The sequence below is a fragment of the Bradyrhizobium sp. USDA 4503 genome, assembly GCF_054055815.1.
Genome location: NZ_JBSRXS010000001.1, coordinates 8653943 through 8670841, shown reverse-complemented (window position 1 = coordinate 8670841; position 16899 = coordinate 8653943). Strand labels below are relative to the sequence as shown.

Sequence of the window (16899 nt, the reverse complement as noted above, 5' to 3'; positions counted from 1 at the left end):
AATGCTGAACTTCCTCGCCAAGCGGCTGGTTCAGCTGGTCCCGACGCTGTTCTTCGTCTCGCTCCTGATCTTCTCGCTGCAACATTTGCTGCCCGGCGATCCGGCACTCGTCATGGCCGGCGAGGAGCGCGATCCGGCCGTCATCGAACAGATCCGCCAGCAATACCATTTGGATCAACCGATCCCGGTGCAATACGCCTATTGGGTCAAGGGCGTGCTCACGGGCGACCTCGGCGAGTCACTGCGCAACAAGATGCCGGTGTCGAGCCTGATCGCGCAGAAGCTGCCGGTTACGATGCAAATCGCCGGCATGGCGATCGTGGTCGCCTTCCTGATCGGCATTCCCGCCGGCATCATCTCGGCGGTGAAAATCGGCACCGCGTGGGACTATGGCGCCAATTTGTTCGCGCTGTGGGGTATCTCGACGCCGAATTTCTGGCTCGGCATCATGCTGATCTTCCTGTTCTCCGTCGAACTTGGCTGGCTGCCGGCCTCCGGCTACGTGCCGCTCAGCGAAAACTGGCGCGCGAGCCTCGCCGCATCGGTCATGCCGGCCTTCGTGCTCGGCAATGCGATCGCGGCGATCCTGATGCGGCATACGCGAAGCGCGATGCTGCAGGTGCTGGAGAGCGACTATGTCCGCACCGCGCGCGCCAAGGGCCTGTCCGAGCGCACCGTGATCCTCAAGCATGCGATGCGCAACGCGCTGACGCCGATCATCACGCTCGGCGCGCTCGAGCTCGGCACGCTGCTGTCGGGCGCGGTGCTCACTGAGCAAATCTTCTCGATCCCGGGCTTCGGCAAGCTGATCGTCGATGCCGTGTTCAACCGCGACTATGCGGTCGTGCAGGGCGTGGTGCTGACCACGGCGACGATCTACATCACGCTCAACCTGATCGCCGACATCGCCTACATCCTCGTCAACCCGCGGCTGAGGGGTTGATCGGATGACCGACGCTGCACTCAGCCCCCTCGCTCCGCTTGCCGCCGCCGAAACGCTCGAGAGCCCGGCGCGGCGCGCCTGGCGGCGGCTGATCCGGCGCAAGGGTGCCGTGCTCGGGCTCACCGTGATCGCGCTCTTCATCCTGCTCGCCGTGTTCGCGCCGTTGATCGTGCCCTATGATCCGGTCGCGACGAGCTGGTCGCTGGTACGCAAGGCGCCGTCGGCGCAGCACTGGCTCGGCACCGACGAGCTCGGCCGCGACGTGTTCGCCCGCGTCGTGTTCGGCGCTCGCGCCTCGCTGCTTGCCGGCGTCATCTCGGTCGGCATCGCGCTTGCGGTCGGCGTGCCGCTCGGCCTCGTCGCCGGCTATCGCGGCGGTTTCATCGACGCGCTGATCAGCCGCATCACCGATGCGATGCTGGCCTGCCCGTTCCTGATCCTGGCGATCGCACTCGCAGCGTTCCTCGGCCCGAGTCTTAGCAATGCCATGATCGCGATCGGCGTCTCGGCGACCCCGATCTTCATCCGCCTGACCCGCGGCCAGGTGATGAGCGTCAAGGTCGAGGACTACGTCGAGGCGGCGCGCGCCATGGGCAATCCGCGCTGGCGCATCGCGCTGGTCCACATCCTGCCCAACATCCTGCCGGCGCTGCTTGTGCAGGCGACGCTGTCGATCGCGGCCGCGATCATCGCCGAGGCCGCGCTGTCGTTCCTCGGCCTCGGCCAGCAGCCGCCGGCGCCGTCCTGGGGCAGCATGCTCAACGCCGCGCAACGCTTCCTGACCAGCGCGCCATGGATGGCAGTCTGGCCTGGGCTTGCGATCTTCCTGGTCGTGTTGTCGTTCAATCTGGTCGGCGACGGCCTGCGCGACGCGCTCGATCCGAAGGCGCGGTAGTGGATTCGTGCCACAGCGAGCGCCTGTGCTCTCTCCGTCACCCCCGCGCAAAGGCTCGCCTTTGTCGCTGGAGGAGCGCGCATCTTGCGCGCGTCTCGAAGGGTCGACGGCCACCGACCGGGCCGTTCATCCTTCGAGACGCGCTACGCGCTCCTCAGGATGACGGGACACCAAGTTCTCGTCATTGCGAGCGAAGCGAAGCAATCCACCATCACCGAGCATGCGGAACTATGGATTGCTTCGTCGCTTCGCTCCTCGCAATGACGGCGGAAGCTAAATCACCACTTCCCTGAGCACCCTGCGGCAATCCATCTCGTATTCGAGATCGACGACCGGCGGGCGACAGAAGTGCCAGGTCAGGCCGGACCGGGTGGCGCCGCGGCGGACCAGCTCGTCGACGAGCACGGGATGGATGTCGTGCACGGTGTAGGCCTGCACCGCCGTCGTCTCCTGCCAGCCGAAGCTGAACTCCGCAAGACGGCGTTCCATCTCGCCGGCGGTGAAGCGGACCTTCTCCCGCCACGCGCCGGGACTGAGATCGCGATAGCAGACGATGCGGTCGGGATAGCTGGCGGTGCCGCCGCGGGCCTCCGCGCCGCCGGCGATCACGAAAGACGGCGACGTCGTCGTGCTCGGCCGCGTGAACGAGAACGCATGGAACGACGGCTCGGCCGGCGGATCGATCTCGGGACAGACGTTGCTGCGCGCCACCGGATTGATGGTGCCGTCGAACAGGCCCCATTCGGCGAGCGTCTTGACGTAGTGCTGGTTGAAGGCACGGAAGCCGTCCTCGGTGAAGGCGGCCGGCGAACGCAATTCGCAGGCGCAGAACGCGGTCAGCGGCCGGCCGGCGTCGCGGATGTAGGTCGCGATCCGCGCAAAACCTTCCGCGAGCGGCAGCAGGCGATCGAAGCGCACCCGCTCGATCTCATAGCCCGCGTTCGCCTGCACGCCGCTTGAATATTGGAACACGGCCGGAATGAACCGGTAATTGCCCGCCGCAAACTCGCTCGCCATGCCTGTTTCCTCCGGATTTCCTTGAGGCGAGTATTTTCTGCCCGCCGTCGGCAAAGGCTATCACGAGACAAAGAAAAGGCGGCAGTGGCTTTTGCCAGTGCCGCCTTCCCTGCGAGCATGGGCTTGGAGGGCTCAGGTCGGTTTCAGCGCGCCGCCGCGACGGTCGAGCTCGTAGTCGGCGATCTGCTTGGCGCGATCGGAATGGGCCGCGGCCTGGTGGTCGGTCGCAATCACCGTGTAGACCATCGGCAGCACGAACAGCGTGAACAGCGTGCCGATCGTCATACCGGCGACGACCACGAGCCCGATCGAGAAGCGGCTGGCAGCGCCGGCGCCCGAGGCCGTGAGCAGCGGCAGCAGGCCGGTGACCATGGCCGCCGTCGTCATCAGGATCGGACGCAGGCGGATCCGGGCGGCCATCTCGATCGCCGCGCGGCGGTCCAGTCCCTCGTTGAGCTGCAACTCGTTGGCGAACTCCACCATCAGGATGCCGTGCTTGGTGATCAGTCCGACCAGCGTCAGCAGGCCCACCTGGGTGTAGATGTTCATGGTGGCGACGCCGAAGAACAGCGGGATCAAGGCGCCGACGATCGCCATCGGCACGGAGATCATGATCACGAACGGATCGCGCAGGCTCTCGAACTGCGCCGCCAGCACCAGGAAGATGATGATGATGGCGAACGCGAAGGTGACCAGCAGCTGGTTGCCTTCGTGGACGTATTGCCGGGAGTCGGCCAGGAAGTCGTAGCTGAAGCCGGACGGCAGCTTCTTGGCTTCACCCTGCAGGAACTCGACCGCCTGGCCCATCGAGACGCCGGGCATCGGCACCGCCTGGAAGGTCGACGAGTTGAGCTGGTTGTAGTGGGTCAGCGCGTTCGGATCGACGCCGGTCTCGACCGAAACCACGGTGGACAGCCGCACCAGCTGCCCGGTCGCGGTCGGGACGTAGTAATCGTTGAACGCCTCAGGCGCGAGCCGGCTGGCGCGCGGCACCTGCGGAATCACCTGGTAGGAGCGTCCTTCCAGATTGAAGCGGTTGACATAGTTGCCGCCCAGCAGCGTCGCCAGGGCGCCGCCGATCGACTGCATGGTGATGCCGAGGTCGCTCGCCTTCGAGCGGTCGACCTTCACCCGGACCACCGGCTGGTTGAAGTCAAGGTCGCTGTCGGTGACGATGAACAGGCCGCTCTTACGCGCCGCATCCTTCAGCTTGCTCATCTGGTCGAACACCTGCTGGAATCCGGCCGTCGAAGAGATCACCATCTGTACCGGCAGACCGCCGGGGCCGCCGGGCAGCGGCGGCAGGCTGAACGCGAACGCGCTGATGCCCTCGATCTTGGACAGCTCGGCCTGAACCAGCGGCTGCAGCGCCTGCGCGCTGCGCTTGCGCTCATCCCACGGCTTGAGCAGCATGCCCGCGAAGCCGCCCTGCGGACCGGTGATGCCGTTCAGGATGAACCGCAGGTCGGTCTCGGGAAACTTCTGGAACTCCTTGTCCATCTTGTCGCCGTAGAAATCGATGTAGTCGATGTTGGCGTATTTCGGCGCCTTGGTCACCGCGAACACGATGCCCTGGTCCTCCTGCGGCGCCAGCTCCTTCTGGATGTGCATATAGAGGAAGCCGACCAGACCGAGGATGGTCACAGCGAACAGCGCCGTGATCGGGCGGTAGTCGAGCGAACGGTCGAGCTGACGGCCATAGGCCCGCGTCAACGCGCCGAACACGCGATTGACCACCTTGGCGAAACGCCCCTCCTCCGCGCTCTTGAGGAACACCGAGCACATCATCGGCGACAGCGTCAGCGCGATCACGCCCGACACGATCACCGAGCCCGCCAGCGTGAAGGCGAATTCGCGGAACAGCGTGCCGGTCACGCCGCCGAGGAAGCCGATCGGCGCGTACACCGCCGCCAGCGTGATCGTCATGGAGACGACGGGACCGACGATCTCGCGGGCCCCCTTTAGCGATGCCTGCACCGGTGGCAGGCCCTCCTCGAGATGTCGATGGATGTTCTCCACGACAACGATCGCGTCGTCGACCACGAGGCCGATCGCCAGCACCATCGCCAGCAGCGTCAGCAGGTTGAAGCTGAAGCCGGCGGCCAGCATCAGGATGCAGACGCCGATCAGCGACAGCGGGATGGTGACGACGGGAATGATCACCGACCGCAGCGAGGCCAGGAACAGGAAGATAACGACGACGACGATCAGGACCGCTTCGGTGAGCGTCTTCTCGACCTCATCGATCGACGATTGAATGAACTTGGTGGAATCGTAGGCCACCTTCATCTTCATCGACGGCGGCAGGTTGCGCTCGAGGTCGGGGAACAGCGCGCGCACGCCCTTCACCAGGGTCAGCGGGTTGCCCTGCGGCGTCGCCTTGATGCCGATGAAGATCGCATGCTCGCCGTTGAAGGCGACGCTGGCGTCCGTGCTCTGCGCCGCGAGCTCCACCGTCGCGATGTCCTCGATGCGCACGAAGCCGCCGTCCTTCGCCTTCACGATCATCCGCTTGAACTGGTCGATGTTCTGAAGGTCGGTATTGGCCGAGACGTTGGAGACGATGAAGAAGCCCTTGGTCTGGCCGGCGGCCGCCTGGAAGTTGTTGGCGGCGATCGCGGCGGCGACGTCGTTGGGCGATACGCCGCGTCCGGCCATGCGGGTCGGATCGAGCCAGACGCGCATCGCGAAGGTCTGGCCGCCGAGGATGTCGGCCGAGGCGACGCCATCGACCGTCGAGAGCACCGGCTGCACGACGCGGGTCAGATAGTCGGAGATCGACGATCCGGTCAGCTCCTCGCTGGAGAAGCCGAGATACATCACGGCGATGGTGTCACCGGTCGCCTTGGTCACGACGGGATCGAAGGCTTCCTTCGGGATCAGGTATTTGACCGAGTTGACCTTGGCGAGCACCTCGGTGAGCGCCTGGTTCGGATCGTGATTGAGCTTGACGTAGACCTGAATCGTCGAGGTGCCGAGCACCGAGTTCGACGTCATGTAATCGACGCCTTCGGCCGACGCGACGGCCTGCTCGATCGGCGTGGTGATGAAGCCGTTGATCAGCTCGGGCGACGCACCGGGATATGACGTGGTGATCGTCACGACGGTGTTCGAAAGATTCGGATATTGCCGGATCGGCAAAACCATCGCCGCGCGCAGGCCGATCAGCAGGATCAGCAGACTGACGACGACCGACAGCACCGGGCGCTTGATGAAAATATCAGTGAAGGCCATCGCCAACTCGATTCGTGTTCTGCCGGCTTGCGGCAAGATGTGGCGGAGGGCCGATGGCCCTCCGAGTTCGATGAATGAAGATCAGTAGCGCGGCGGTTCGGCCGGAACCGGCGGCGGCGGATCGGTCGAGATCGCAACCGGCATGCCCGACTGCAGCTTGATCTGGCCGACTGCGACGACCTTGTCCCCCGCCTTCAGACCCTTGAGGATCTCGACACGGCCCTCGACGCGGTTGCCGGTCTTCACGAAGGTGCGGTCCGCGGTCAGGGTGGTCTTGCCGTCGTCGCCCTTCTTCTCGGTGATCAGGAACACCGAGTCGCCGTACAGCGTGTAGTCGACCGCGGTTTCGGGAATGGTCACGACCGGCGGCTTCCCGGGCAGCACGATCGTGGTGGTCGCGAACATGCCGGGCTTGAGGATGCTGTCCGGATTCTGGATCGTGGCCTGCACCCGGATGTTGCGGGTGTCGGTCGCGATCTGCGGCTCGATGGTCGTGATCTTGCCCTCGAAGGTGCGGCCCGGATAGGCGTCGACCGAGACCCGTACGGCCTGGCCGACCTTGATCTGAGAGCTCTGCTTCTCGGTGACGGTCAGGTTGGCGTACAGCACCGACAGATCGGTCAGCGACACGATCTGCGTGCCGGCCGTCAGATACTGGCCGACTTCGACCTGGCGCACGCCGAGATCGCCTTCGAACGGTGCGCGCACCAGCTTCTGCGAGATCAGCGCTTCGGTCTTGGCAATGCCCGCCTTGGCCTGGTCGTAAGCCGCCTGCGCCGTATCGACGGTCGACTGCGGACCGAACTGGCGCGACGCGAGTTGCTTGGCGCGGTCGAGCTGCAGCTCGCCCACGGTCGCCTGCGCCTTGTAGTTGGCGAGGTCGCCCTGCTCCGGTGCGTCGAACAACTGCACCAGCGGCGTACCGGCCTTTACGTGGCTGCCGGCGGTGAACTGGATCTCGGTGATGCGGCCCGGCACGTCGGTCGTGACGTTGACCTGGTGCACGGCGACGAGATCGCCGACAGCGGTCAGCAGGTTCGGAATCACCTCAGTCTTCGCCTCGACGGCCGACACGTTCGCCGGCGGCGGCTTATTGTTGGCAAAGAACTGCGCGATCATGTGGCTGCGGAAGGCGTTGAAGCCGACCAGCGCACCGACGAGCAGGGCCAGCAACAGGCCTACGATGATGAACCAGCGCACCATGCGGACGGGACGCTTGGCTTGCTTCTCCTTGATCGGTTGCCCCGAGATGTGGCTTTCGGTCTGAATATTCATGTCATGCACTTTCTGCAGTTACCGACGGTCCTGCGATCGGCGACGGCTGGCGGCCCAAATGAGTTGAAATTGCGGCTTCGGTAAGTCCGATGCCGCGAAGGATGAATTGGCAAAGCTGCCGCTCGGCCGCAGCGGCATCGCCGTAGGGGAGACATGGTGTCGCAGGCAGCTGGGTCAGCGCACCCATCAGCACGGTATGGTGCGCAAACCAGAACAGGTTGAGCGGCTCGTCGCCGATCTTCGTGGCCTCGCCGGCGGCGATCGCCCGCTCGAGCGAGGCGGCGAAGGTCGGGCCGATCAGCTTGCCGACCTTGTCATAGAGCAGGCGCGCAAACTCGCCGTCGTCGAGATGGCTCGTCACCATCAGCCGCATCCGCTGCGTCTCTTCCTGGTCCGGCGCATCACGCAACTGCATGAAGTGATCGACCATGCCTTGCACCAGCTCGACCAGGGTCGCGGTCGAGGGCTCCTGGCCGAGCAGATGCGCGAGATCGGGATCCGCCTCGCACTCCTCGGCAAGGATCTCGGCATAGAGCGCCGCCTTGGACGGGAAGTGCTTGAACAGCAGCCCTTCCGAAATGGCAGCCGCGGCCGCCACGCTCTTTGTCGTGGTGCCGGCAAAGCCGCTGCGGGCGAAACACCGCTTGGCGGCGCTCAGGATCAACTGACGCCGCAAGTCACTCGTCATGCGTAAGGTAGACATTTGGGTCGTGAGTAATCACTCACTTTACCAAAAGTCAAGGTTCTATTGCACCGCGAAAGCCACTTTAAATAGGAGTGTGGCCGATCGACCCTCTGATGCGGTTCACGAGGTAGGTGCCGTCGCGGCTGGACAGCACGCGCTCCAGATTGGCCCCGTCGATCTTCGCGCTGGCGAACCGCGGCCCCGCCGTAACGTCTTGCAAAGACGAGGCAAAAGCCTCGACCTCAGCCATCGTGCTGATCGCTCGGCTATCCCCGATTCCGCAGGCTTTGGCAACACCCACGAGGTCGGCGGTTCCGCCGGTATGGCTGGCCTGGCCGCCGGTCTCGCCGTAAGCCTCATTGTCCAGCACGATGATCGAGAGATTTTTCGGCTGCTGCAGGCCGACGGTGGCGAGGCTTCCCATCCCCATCAGCATCTCGCCGTCGCCGGTGATCACGACGACCGGCAGCGTCGGCTGGGCCAGCGCGAGGCCGAGCCCGATCATCACGGCGCCGCCCATGCCACCCCAGAGATAAAAGTTGCGGTCGTGGTCGCCGGCAGCGGCGATGTCATAGGTCGAGGCGCCGAGGCCGCCGACGGCGAACGCGCCCTTGCGATCTTTCAGCAGTTCGGAAACGACGGCACGGCGGTCGAGGAGATTGGCTTTGCTCATTTGGTGAAGACCTTTGCCCCGATCAGGCGCTGCGACAGCAGGACGGCGGTGGGCGTGCAGGCGTTAAAGGCCTGCGCTGCGCCGGCCTCGACGACTTCGCGGACTTCTTCAGGGTGCGAGGCGCGCAGCACCTTGATCCCGGACAGTTCGAGTATCCCTTGCGTGTTCGAGCCCATCGGCACCTGCCAGGGATTGAACTCGCCCCATTCGCCGCGCATCGTCACCAGCGTCAGGAACGGCAGGCGGAAGATCTGCACCAGCGACAGCATGTTGATGCAATTGCCGACCCCGCTCGACTGCATCAGCAGCACGCCGCGCTGGCCGCCGGCCCAGGCGCCCGCGAGCAGCGCCACGCCCTCTTCCTCGGTGGTCAGCGCGATGCCGCGCATCGAGGACGACCCCAGCACCCGCTCGATCAGCTCTGAATGGCCGGCGTCGGGCACGTAGGGCACCTGACGCACCTCGAAGCGCTGCAATATCGAGAAGATCTCCTCGGGCCAGGAGGCCGCAGTGTCGGCACGGGCATGCATTGGCGTTTCCGGTCTTGTTGTTTGATCGCGACTGTAGAGGGGCGCGCGCGCTTCATCAAAGCGCAAAACCGCATATGGCTCTGCGATTTGCTCGCACCACGCGACGCCCCGCCGCGCTGTTCCCGGCCCCAGCAAATTGTGTTGCGCGGCCGCCGCACGCGGCTTACGATAGTTGCAAATGAAACTAATTGGGTTGGATGCGCCATGAACGGACACGCGCGCGAGCTGGCTGACGGCTTCGACCTCGAGAAGCTGACGCCGGAGTTCTATGCCGACCCCTACCCGACCTATCGCGCGTTGCGCGAGAGCGCGCCGGTCAAGCGGCTGCCGAACGGCTGCTATTTTCTCACCCGCTACGACGACCTCATCGCCGCCTACAAGAACACCAAGGCATTCTCCTCCGACAAGAAGAAGGAGTTCTTGCCGAAATACGGCAACTCGCTGCTCTACGAGCATCACACGACCAGCCTCGTCTTCAACGATCCGCCGGCGCATACCCGCGTGCGGCGGCTGATCATGGGCGCATTGTCGCCGCGGGCGATCGCCGGCATGGAGCCTGACCTGATCGCGCTGGTCGACAGCCTGCTCGACCGGATCGAGACCCGCGACCGCTTCGAGCTGATCGGCGACTTCGCCTCGGCCATTCCGGTCGAGGTGATCGGCAATCTGCTCGACGTGCCGCACGACGAACGCGAGCCGCTGCGTGACTGGTCGCTGGCGATCCTGGGCGCGCTGGAGCCGGTGATCGGCAAGGAGGCGTTCGATCGCGGCAACAATGCGGTGAAGGATTTCCTCGCCTATCTCGAAACGCTGGTTGAACGCCGCCGCAAGAAGCCGGGCAACCCCGAACGCGACGTGCTGACAAGGCTGATCCAGGGTGAGGACAATGGCGAGCGGCTGACCGCGAAGGAATTGCTGCACAACTGCATCTTCCTGCTCAACGCCGGCCACGAAACCACGACCAATCTGATCGGCAACGGGCTGGTGACGCTCAGCCAAAATCCGGATCAGAAGCAACGGCTGATCGCGCAACCCGAGCTGATCAAGACCGCGGTCGAGGAGATGCTGCGCTACGAAAGCTCGAACCAGCTCGGCAACCGCATGATCGTGGAAGAGACCGAGCTCGGCGGCATCAAGCTGCCGGCGGGCACGCTGGTCACGCTCTGCATCGGCGCGGCCAACCGCGACCCCGCGCAATTCCCCAACCCCGAAGCTTTCGACGTCGCGCGCACGCCGAACCGCCACCTCGCCTTCGGCACCGGCGCGCATCAATGCGCCGGCATGGCGCTGGCGCGCCTCGAAGGCGCCATCGCGATCTCGCGGTTCCTCAAACGCTTCCCGAACTACGCGCTCGACGGCGAGCCGGTGCGCGGCGGGCGGGTGCGCTTCCGCGGCTTCCTCAGCGTGCCCTGCAGCATCAGCGCATAAATTGTCCCCTGCGAATTCGGCCGGCGACACACTTCCCTGTGGAGGAACTGATGCCCAAATCAACTGCAGGCACGATTTGATGTAATCTCTCGTGCGCTGCAGCGGGAGTGACGCATGATGAATGCATCGGTCACTGATTTCCTCGCAACCGAGGCGCAGTTCGGCACTTACAATTACGAGCCGATCGGGGTCGTGCTGTCCCGCGGCGAAGGCGTCTGGGTCTGGGATACCGATGGCAACCGGTACCTCGACTGTCTCTCCGCCTATTCGGCGGTGAGCCAGGGCCACTGCCATCCTAAGATCCTCGCAGCCATGATCGAGCAGGCGCAGCGGCTGACGCTGACCTCGCGCGCCTTCCACAACGACCAGCTTGCTCCCTTCTACCGCGAGCTCGCGGAGCTGACCGGCTCGCACAAGGTGCTGCCGATGAACAGCGGCGCTGAAGCGGTGGAGAGCGCGATCAAGTCGGTGCGCAAATGGGCCTATGAGGTCAAGGGCGTGCCGGACGGGCAGGCCGAGATCATCGTCTGCGCCAATAATTTCCACGGACGCACGCTCGGCATCGTCGGCTTCTCGACCGACCCCGGCTCGCGCGATCATTTCGGCCCGTTCGCGCCGGGCTTCAAGATCATCCCGTTCGGCGATGCCGCCGCGCTCGAGCAGGCGATCACGCCGAACACCGCGGCCTTCCTGGTCGAGCCGATCCAGGGCGAAGCCGGCGTCGTGATTCCTCCGCCAGGCTATTTCGCCCGCGTGCGCGAGCTGTGCACCGCGCATAATGTGATGCTTGTGCTCGACGAGATTCAGACCGGGCTCGGCCGCACCGGCAAGCTGCTCGCCGAGCAGCACGAGGGGATCGAGGCCGACGTGACGCTGCTCGGCAAGGCGCTGTCGGGCGGCTTCTATCCGGTGTCGGCGGTGCTTTCCAACAACGCCGTGCTCGGCACGTTGCGGCCCGGCCAGCACGGCTCGACCTTCGGCGGCAATCCGCTGGCCTGCGCGGTGGCGCGGGCGGCGCTGCGCGTGCTGATAGACGAGGGAATGATCGAGAACGCGGCGCAACAGGGCGCCCGCTTTCTCGCCGGATTGCAGGACATCCGCGCCAACGTGATCCGCGAGGTGCGCGGGCGCGGGCTGATGTTGGCGATCGAGCTGCATCCGGAAGCCGGCGGCGCCCGTCGCTATTGCCTGGCGCTGCAGGCGCGCGGCATCCTCGCCAAGGACACCCACGAGCACACCATCCGGATCGCTCCGCCGCTGGTGATCACGGCCGATCAGGTCGACTGGGCGACGGAGCGGATCGCGGCGACCCTCACGCAGGACGTCTCCTGACGGTTCCCCTCGCCGGAAGACCGTAACGCCGGCCGCAGCCACAACGAACGAATCCGACGTCGGTGCGTTAAAGTACTGCGGGCGACTGTTGAACGGAGAGCTAAGCTCATGCTTTCCCGCAGCGCTTTGCTTGTTGTCTTTTCGATTGGCAGCTCGATGCTCGTGCCGCACGGCGGCGCGTCCGCCCAGCCACACGGAAAGGGTCCACCGGCGGCAAGGCCGGCTGCACCGGCCGCAATGGCGCGTCCCGCCGCGCCGATGGTACACGCCGCCCCTCCCGCAATGGCCAGGCCGCCCGCAATGGCGAGACCGCCTGCAATGGCTCGGCCACCCGCGATGGCACGGCCGGCAGCACCCGCGTTCCACGCCCCGCAGCGACCGGCGATGGCGCCGCGCCCGGCCCCGCATTTCGCCGCCCCGTCGGTGCGCCAGGCCCCCCATATCGCCGCGCCGCGTGTCGCAACGCCACGCCCCGGATTCCGTCGAGGAGCACCGCAGCGCCAGGCTCCGCATATCGCGGCGCCATCACGCCCGAGTCCACCTTCGCGCTTGAGCGAGCGGCCGTCGCCGACGGAGCGCGTTCAACAGCGCGCGCAGCAGCATCAGCAGATGATCCAGCAACGCCAGCAGGCGGCGCAGCAGCGGCAGCGTGACGCGCTCTCGCGCCAGACCACCGAGCGGCAGACCCGGATCGATCGCCTGCAGCAACGCGTGCAGCAATTGCAGTCGCAAAAGGTCCAAGGTGCACGCGCGCAACGCGTCCATAACCGTGCCCTGCAGGCGCAGAGCCGTCTGTTGCAACGCGAGCAGCGTGCGCAGCAGGCCGACGTTGCCCGCCAGCAGAGATTGGCGCCGGCAGCAACGGTTGGAGCCGCGGTCGCGACCACAGCCGCGACGCAGGCGGCGCAGCGCGAGCGGTTTGCCGCGCACTTCCGCGAGCAGGCAGGCGCGCAAGGCCCGGCAGGGCTTGCGGCGCGCCAAGGCGGCTGGGCGCCCCGACATGCCTGGCGACGCGGCAGCCACGCGGCCTTCGTGGCGTGGCTTGGGCCGGTGTTCTGGCCCTACGCCTATTCGGACATCTTTGACTACACGTTCTGGTCCTATGCCTACGAGCCCGGCTATTGGGCCTACGCCTATGACGACTTCGTCGACACCGTGTTCTGGGACACCAACAGTCCCTACTCCGCCTATGCCAGCATCTATCCTGGCGACTATCCGGCGACCGCGGGCCGCGATCGGTCCCGTCAGCGCACCGACACGAGCCCGCAGGCAGTCAAGCAGCTCTGCGGCGAACCGGACAAGGGCGTCACGGCCTGGCCGCTTGCCGACATCGCGCGGGCGGTACGGCCGGACCAGCAGCAGCGCGCCCTGCTCGACGAGTTGAAGACATCAGCGGCAAAGGCCGCCGATATCTTCAAGGACTCCTGTTCGGACAGCTATGCCATGACGCCCACCGGCCGCTTGCGGTCGATGCAAAACCGCATCAGCGCGACGCTCGAGGCGATCAAGATCGTGCGGCCTGCGCTGGAGAATTTCTACAGCTCGCTCAGCGACGAGCAACAGGCCCGCTTCAATGCGCTCGGTCCACATGTCGGCGAGCGTTCGCCGCAGCAGGAGGCGACCGCGCAAGCCGGCAATTGCGGCGATTCGAAATCCGACCTGGCGCACCTGCCGATCAACCGGATCGCGGCCTCGCTTCATCCAGCCGGCAAGCAGAAGGAGGCGCTCGACCGCCTGAGCGATGCGACCACAAGAGCCATAGCGGACCTGCAGGCGGCCTGCCCGAACGACGTGCAGCTGACGCCGGTCGGCCGGCTGGAGGCGATGCAGCACCGGCTCGAAGCCATGCAGAAGGCCGCGAAGCTGATCGAGCCGGCACTGGACGAGTTCTATGCGATGCTGAGCAGCGAGCAGAAAGCCCGCTTCAACACGCTGCAGCGGGTCGCGAGCCCCTGAGACGGCCGGACGGCGATCCGGATCGCCGGGCGCGCCACAGAATGCCAGCCCCCCATCTTGCCTTTGCGGCCGGCGCGCAGCAATGTCTGGTACCGGCATCCTGATGCAATGCCGAATGACGGGGCGGGAATGAAGCGCGGCTGGATGAGCACTGGCGAGCTACGCGAGCGCTGGGGCGATTCCTTGTTGACGGTGCTCACTGTCCTGCTCCTGGTCATGATTTTCGTGGTGGCGCCGTTGCAGGCGTTGGGCCTGTTCGAATTCCAGATTTTTGAGCTCCTGCTCGCGCTGGTCCTGGTCGGCGGCGTCTTCCTGATGTCAGGCAGCACGCTGGCGGTCGTCACGATGCTGGTCGCGCTCGTCATGATCGTCACGGGCGGGATCCTGAGACTACGCTCACCTTCAATTTTCGATCTCAACCTGTTCGCCGCATCCTGGCTGCTCGTCGGCCTCACCATGGCCGTGACGGTGGCGCGCGCGACGTTCGCGCCAGGCCGCGTCACCTATCACCGTGTGATCGGCGCGGTCCTGCTCTATCTCACGGTCGCCGTGATCTTCGCGGCGCTCTACACCTTTGTCGGCACGCTGAGGCCCGACGCATTTCCCGGCATGAAGGTGGAAGACAGCCCGACATTGGCGAGCCGCGTCCTCTATTTCAGCTTCGCCACGCTCACGACGACAGGTTATGGCGACGTCGCTCCGTTGCATCCGATCGCGCGGAGCCTGTGCAATCTCGAGGCGATCTTCGGCCAGCTCTATCCGGCAACGCTGCTGGCGCGGCTCGTCACGCTTGAGATCGAGCACCGCAACGAGGAGTCCTGATGGGGCGGGAAGCATGCAGCGCCGTGCCCACCTGACGGCGTACTAGATCACCGTCCGGTGCCGCTCGATGCAGGTTCGCAGCACTTCGTCCAGCGGACGGCCCCACCAGTCATTCGAAAAGATCTCAATCTCCGAATAGCCGTCAAAGCCCTGCGCCTCGACGGCGGCGCGCACCGATCTGATGTCGATGACGCCGTCACCCATCATGCCGCGGTCGTTGAGGATGTCCTTGGTCGGCACCAGCCAGTCGCAGACATGGAACGCGAGCAGGCGATCCTGGCCGGCGCGCGCGATCTGGCGCATCAACTCCGGATCCCACCAGATGTGATAGACGTCGAGCGCGACGCCGATCGCGCCGGTTCTGCCGGGATCGAGTGCGTCGCAGATATCGAGCGCATGCCTTGTGGTGTTCACGCAGGCGCGGTCGGCGGCATAGGCCGGATGCAGCGGCTCGATCGCGAGCGGCAGCTTTGCTTGTTTCGCATAGTCCAGCATCTCGGCGATGCCGTCATGCACCTGCGATCGTGCCAACGCTATATCCTTCGACGCCGCGCTGCCTGGCCGTGAATATTGCGGCAGGCCGCCGACCACCAGCACGATGCAGGAGGCGCCGAGCGCCGCCGCCTCGTCGACAGCACGGCGATTGTCGTCGCGCGCCTCGCTGCGATGCGCGCCATCTGCCGTGAACATGCCGCCGCGGCAATAGCCCGACAGATCGAGCCCGGCATCCCTGACCGCACGGACGGCGCGATCGAGGCCGACGGCTGCGACCTGGTCGCGCCAGGGATCGATGGCTCGGATGCCATGGCGCGCGCAGGCCTCGACGATGGCGAGAAGATCGCCCTGCTTGTGGACGGTCGCCGTGTTCAGCGACAGCCAGCGGTGGTCGTTGGAAAAGTCGCGCATCAGGCGTCGATGCCGCGCGTGGCCAGGATCGTCGCCATCCGGCGCGTCGCGAGCTCCGGATTGGCGAGCAGACCAGCCTTGTCGGCGAGCCGGAACAGCTCGGCAAGATGCAAGGTCGAGCGCGCGCTCTCCTGCCCGCCGACCATCGTAAAATGATCCTGGTGCCCGTTGAGATAGGCCATGAACACGATGCCGGTCTTGTAGAAGCGCGTCGGCGCCTTGAAGATGTGGCGCGACAGCGGCACCGTCGGTCCAAGCACATCGTGGAAGCTGGCCTCATCGCCGGCCGCGAGCCGCGACAGCGCGTAGGACGCCGCCGGTGCGATCGCATCGAAAATGCCGAGCAGCGCGTGGGAAAATCCCTTGTCGTCGCCGGCGATCAGTTCGGCATAGTTGAAGTCGTCGCCGGTGTACATTTTGACCCGCGGATCGAGTCGGCGCCGCATGTCGATCTCGCGCTGCTTGTCGAGCAGCGAGACCTTGACGCCATCGACCTTGGCCGCATTGGCGTTGATGATCGCAACCGCCGTATCCATCGCCTTGTCGAGATCGGCCGTGCCCCAGTAACCTGATAGCGCCGGATCGAACATGTCGCCGAGCCAATGGATGATCGCGGGCTCACGAACCTGCGACAGCACGCGGTCGTAGACCCTGGCGTAGTCGTCAGCGCTCTTGCCGAGCTTTGCCAATGCGCGCGAGGCCATCAGGATGATGCGGCCGCCGGCCCTCTCCACTGCCGCGATCTGCTCCTCATAGGCGTGGATCACATTGTCGATCGACCTGGCGTGCTCAACCGCGAGATGGTCGGTGCCGGCGCCGGAGAACACCAGCGCATTGCCCCTGGCCTTGGCCGCCTTCACCGAGCGCTGGATCAGTTCGAGCGAGGTCGGCCAATCCAGCCCCATGCCGCGCTGCGCGGTGTCCATGGCTTCGGCGACGCCGAGGCCGAGGTCCCAGACGTGCTCACGAAACGCGATCGTCCTGTCCCAGTCGATCGCCGCGGCCAGCCAGGGATCGACGTCGGCGCGCGGATCGGCCACCACATGCGCGGCCGAGAATGCCACGCGGTTCAGCGTACCCTCGAGCTTCGCCGGAAAGGTCCGCGACGCCGCCAGGCGATAGGTCTCGAGGGCGCCATCGGCGGTCGGCAGCTTCAGCGACTGAGATGATATCGGCCGGACTGGCTTGTTCATGGCAAGGTCC

15 protein-coding genes are annotated in these 16899 nt (G+C 65.5%); 6 read left to right on the top strand and 9 right to left on the bottom strand.

Translation table 11 applies throughout. The features are described 5' to 3' along the window. Position 1 precedes the first annotated feature (1 nt). Both ACVMIH_RS40655 and ACVMIH_RS40650 read left to right on the top strand, forming a co-directional pair. On the top strand, positions 2 to 943 hold the full coding sequence (locus ACVMIH_RS40655; protein ID WP_016842919.1) for an ABC transporter permease: 942 nt from the start codon (positions 2 to 4) through the stop codon (positions 941 to 943). A gap of 4 nt (positions 944 to 947) precedes the next feature. After that, positions 948 to 1838, top strand: coding sequence for an ABC transporter permease (locus tag ACVMIH_RS40650; RefSeq protein WP_057017605.1), 891 nt, complete (start codon positions 948 to 950; stop codon positions 1836 to 1838). Positions 1839 to 2111: 273 nt separating this feature from the next. Here the strand turns inward: ACVMIH_RS40650 and cnbZ are convergent, their stop codons facing one another. The 6 genes from cnbZ to ACVMIH_RS40620 form a co-directional block, all read right to left on the bottom strand. Next, positions 2112 to 2855: a 2-amino-5-chloromuconate deaminase CnbZ gene (gene cnbZ / locus ACVMIH_RS40645; protein WP_456866218.1), complete on the bottom strand. Its 744-nt coding sequence runs from the start codon at positions 2853 to 2855 to the stop codon at positions 2112 to 2114. Positions 2856 to 2987: 132 nt separating this feature from the next. Then, positions 2988 to 6089, bottom strand: coding sequence for a multidrug efflux RND transporter permease subunit (locus ACVMIH_RS40640; RefSeq protein WP_057017603.1), 3102 nt, complete (start codon positions 6087 to 6089; stop codon positions 2988 to 2990). Positions 6090 to 6170: 81 nt separating this feature from the next. Further along, positions 6171 to 7364: an efflux RND transporter periplasmic adaptor subunit gene (locus ACVMIH_RS40635; protein WP_076827115.1), complete on the bottom strand. Its 1194-nt coding sequence runs from the start codon at positions 7362 to 7364 to the stop codon at positions 6171 to 6173. A 1-nt stretch (position 7365) separates the two neighbouring features. After that, the gene (locus ACVMIH_RS40630; protein ID WP_076827113.1) at positions 7366 to 8067 is read right to left on the bottom strand and encodes a TetR/AcrR family transcriptional regulator; all 702 of its coding nucleotides are present in this window, start codon (positions 8065 to 8067) and stop codon (positions 7366 to 7368) included. A gap of 64 nt (positions 8068 to 8131) precedes the next feature. Beyond that, positions 8132 to 8722 carry a thiamine pyrophosphate-dependent enzyme gene (locus ACVMIH_RS40625; RefSeq protein WP_028338816.1) on the bottom strand — a complete coding sequence of 197 codons (591 nt, stop codon included), beginning with the start codon at positions 8720 to 8722 and terminating at the stop codon, positions 8132 to 8134. Beyond that, positions 8719 to 9252 carry a thiamine pyrophosphate-binding protein gene (locus ACVMIH_RS40620; RefSeq protein WP_057017601.1) on the bottom strand — a complete coding sequence of 178 codons (534 nt, stop codon included), beginning with the start codon at positions 9250 to 9252 and terminating at the stop codon, positions 8719 to 8721. Before ACVMIH_RS40620 ends, ACVMIH_RS40625 begins: the two co-directional genes overlap by 4 nt. A 204-nt stretch (positions 9253 to 9456) precedes the next feature. Between ACVMIH_RS40620 and ACVMIH_RS40615 the strand changes: the two genes are divergently transcribed. Both ACVMIH_RS40615 and rocD read left to right on the top strand, forming a co-directional pair. Next, positions 9457 to 10680 carry a cytochrome P450 gene (locus ACVMIH_RS40615; RefSeq protein ID WP_229190412.1) on the top strand — a complete coding sequence of 408 codons (1224 nt, stop codon included), beginning with the start codon at positions 9457 to 9459 and terminating at the stop codon, positions 10678 to 10680. Positions 10681 to 10797: 117 nt separating this feature from the next. Next, positions 10798 to 12012, top strand: coding sequence for an ornithine--oxo-acid transaminase (gene rocD / locus ACVMIH_RS40610; protein WP_229190413.1), 1215 nt, complete (start codon positions 10798 to 10800; stop codon positions 12010 to 12012). A gap of 525 nt (positions 12013 to 12537) precedes the next feature. Here the strand turns inward: rocD and ACVMIH_RS40605 are convergent. Next, on the bottom strand, positions 12538 to 12993 hold the full coding sequence (locus ACVMIH_RS40605; RefSeq protein ID WP_456784273.1) for a hypothetical protein: 456 nt from the start codon (positions 12991 to 12993) through the stop codon (positions 12538 to 12540). Positions 12994 to 13044: 51 nt separating this feature from the next. On the opposite strand from ACVMIH_RS40605, the gene ACVMIH_RS40600 reads away from it, so the two are divergent. Further along, positions 13045 to 13968, top strand: coding sequence for a Spy/CpxP family protein refolding chaperone (locus ACVMIH_RS40600; protein ID WP_244558778.1), 924 nt, complete (start codon positions 13045 to 13047; stop codon positions 13966 to 13968). Positions 13969 to 14097: 129 nt separating this feature from the next. Beyond that, positions 14098 to 14790, top strand: coding sequence for a potassium channel family protein (locus ACVMIH_RS40595; protein WP_028331847.1), 693 nt, complete (start codon positions 14098 to 14100; stop codon positions 14788 to 14790). 42 nt (positions 14791 to 14832) lie between these two features. Here ACVMIH_RS40595 and ACVMIH_RS40590 read toward each other — a convergent pair whose 3' ends face one another. After that, on the bottom strand, positions 14833 to 15696 hold the full coding sequence (locus ACVMIH_RS40590) for a sugar phosphate isomerase/epimerase family protein (RefSeq protein WP_456866214.1): 864 nt from the start codon (positions 15694 to 15696) through the stop codon (positions 14833 to 14835). Then, positions 15696 to 16889, bottom strand: a complete 1194-nt coding sequence (locus ACVMIH_RS40585) for a dihydrodipicolinate synthase family protein (protein WP_456866211.1) — start codon at positions 16887 to 16889, stop codon at positions 15696 to 15698. Before ACVMIH_RS40585 ends, ACVMIH_RS40590 begins: the two co-directional genes overlap by 1 nt. Positions 16890 to 16899 lie beyond the last annotated feature (10 nt).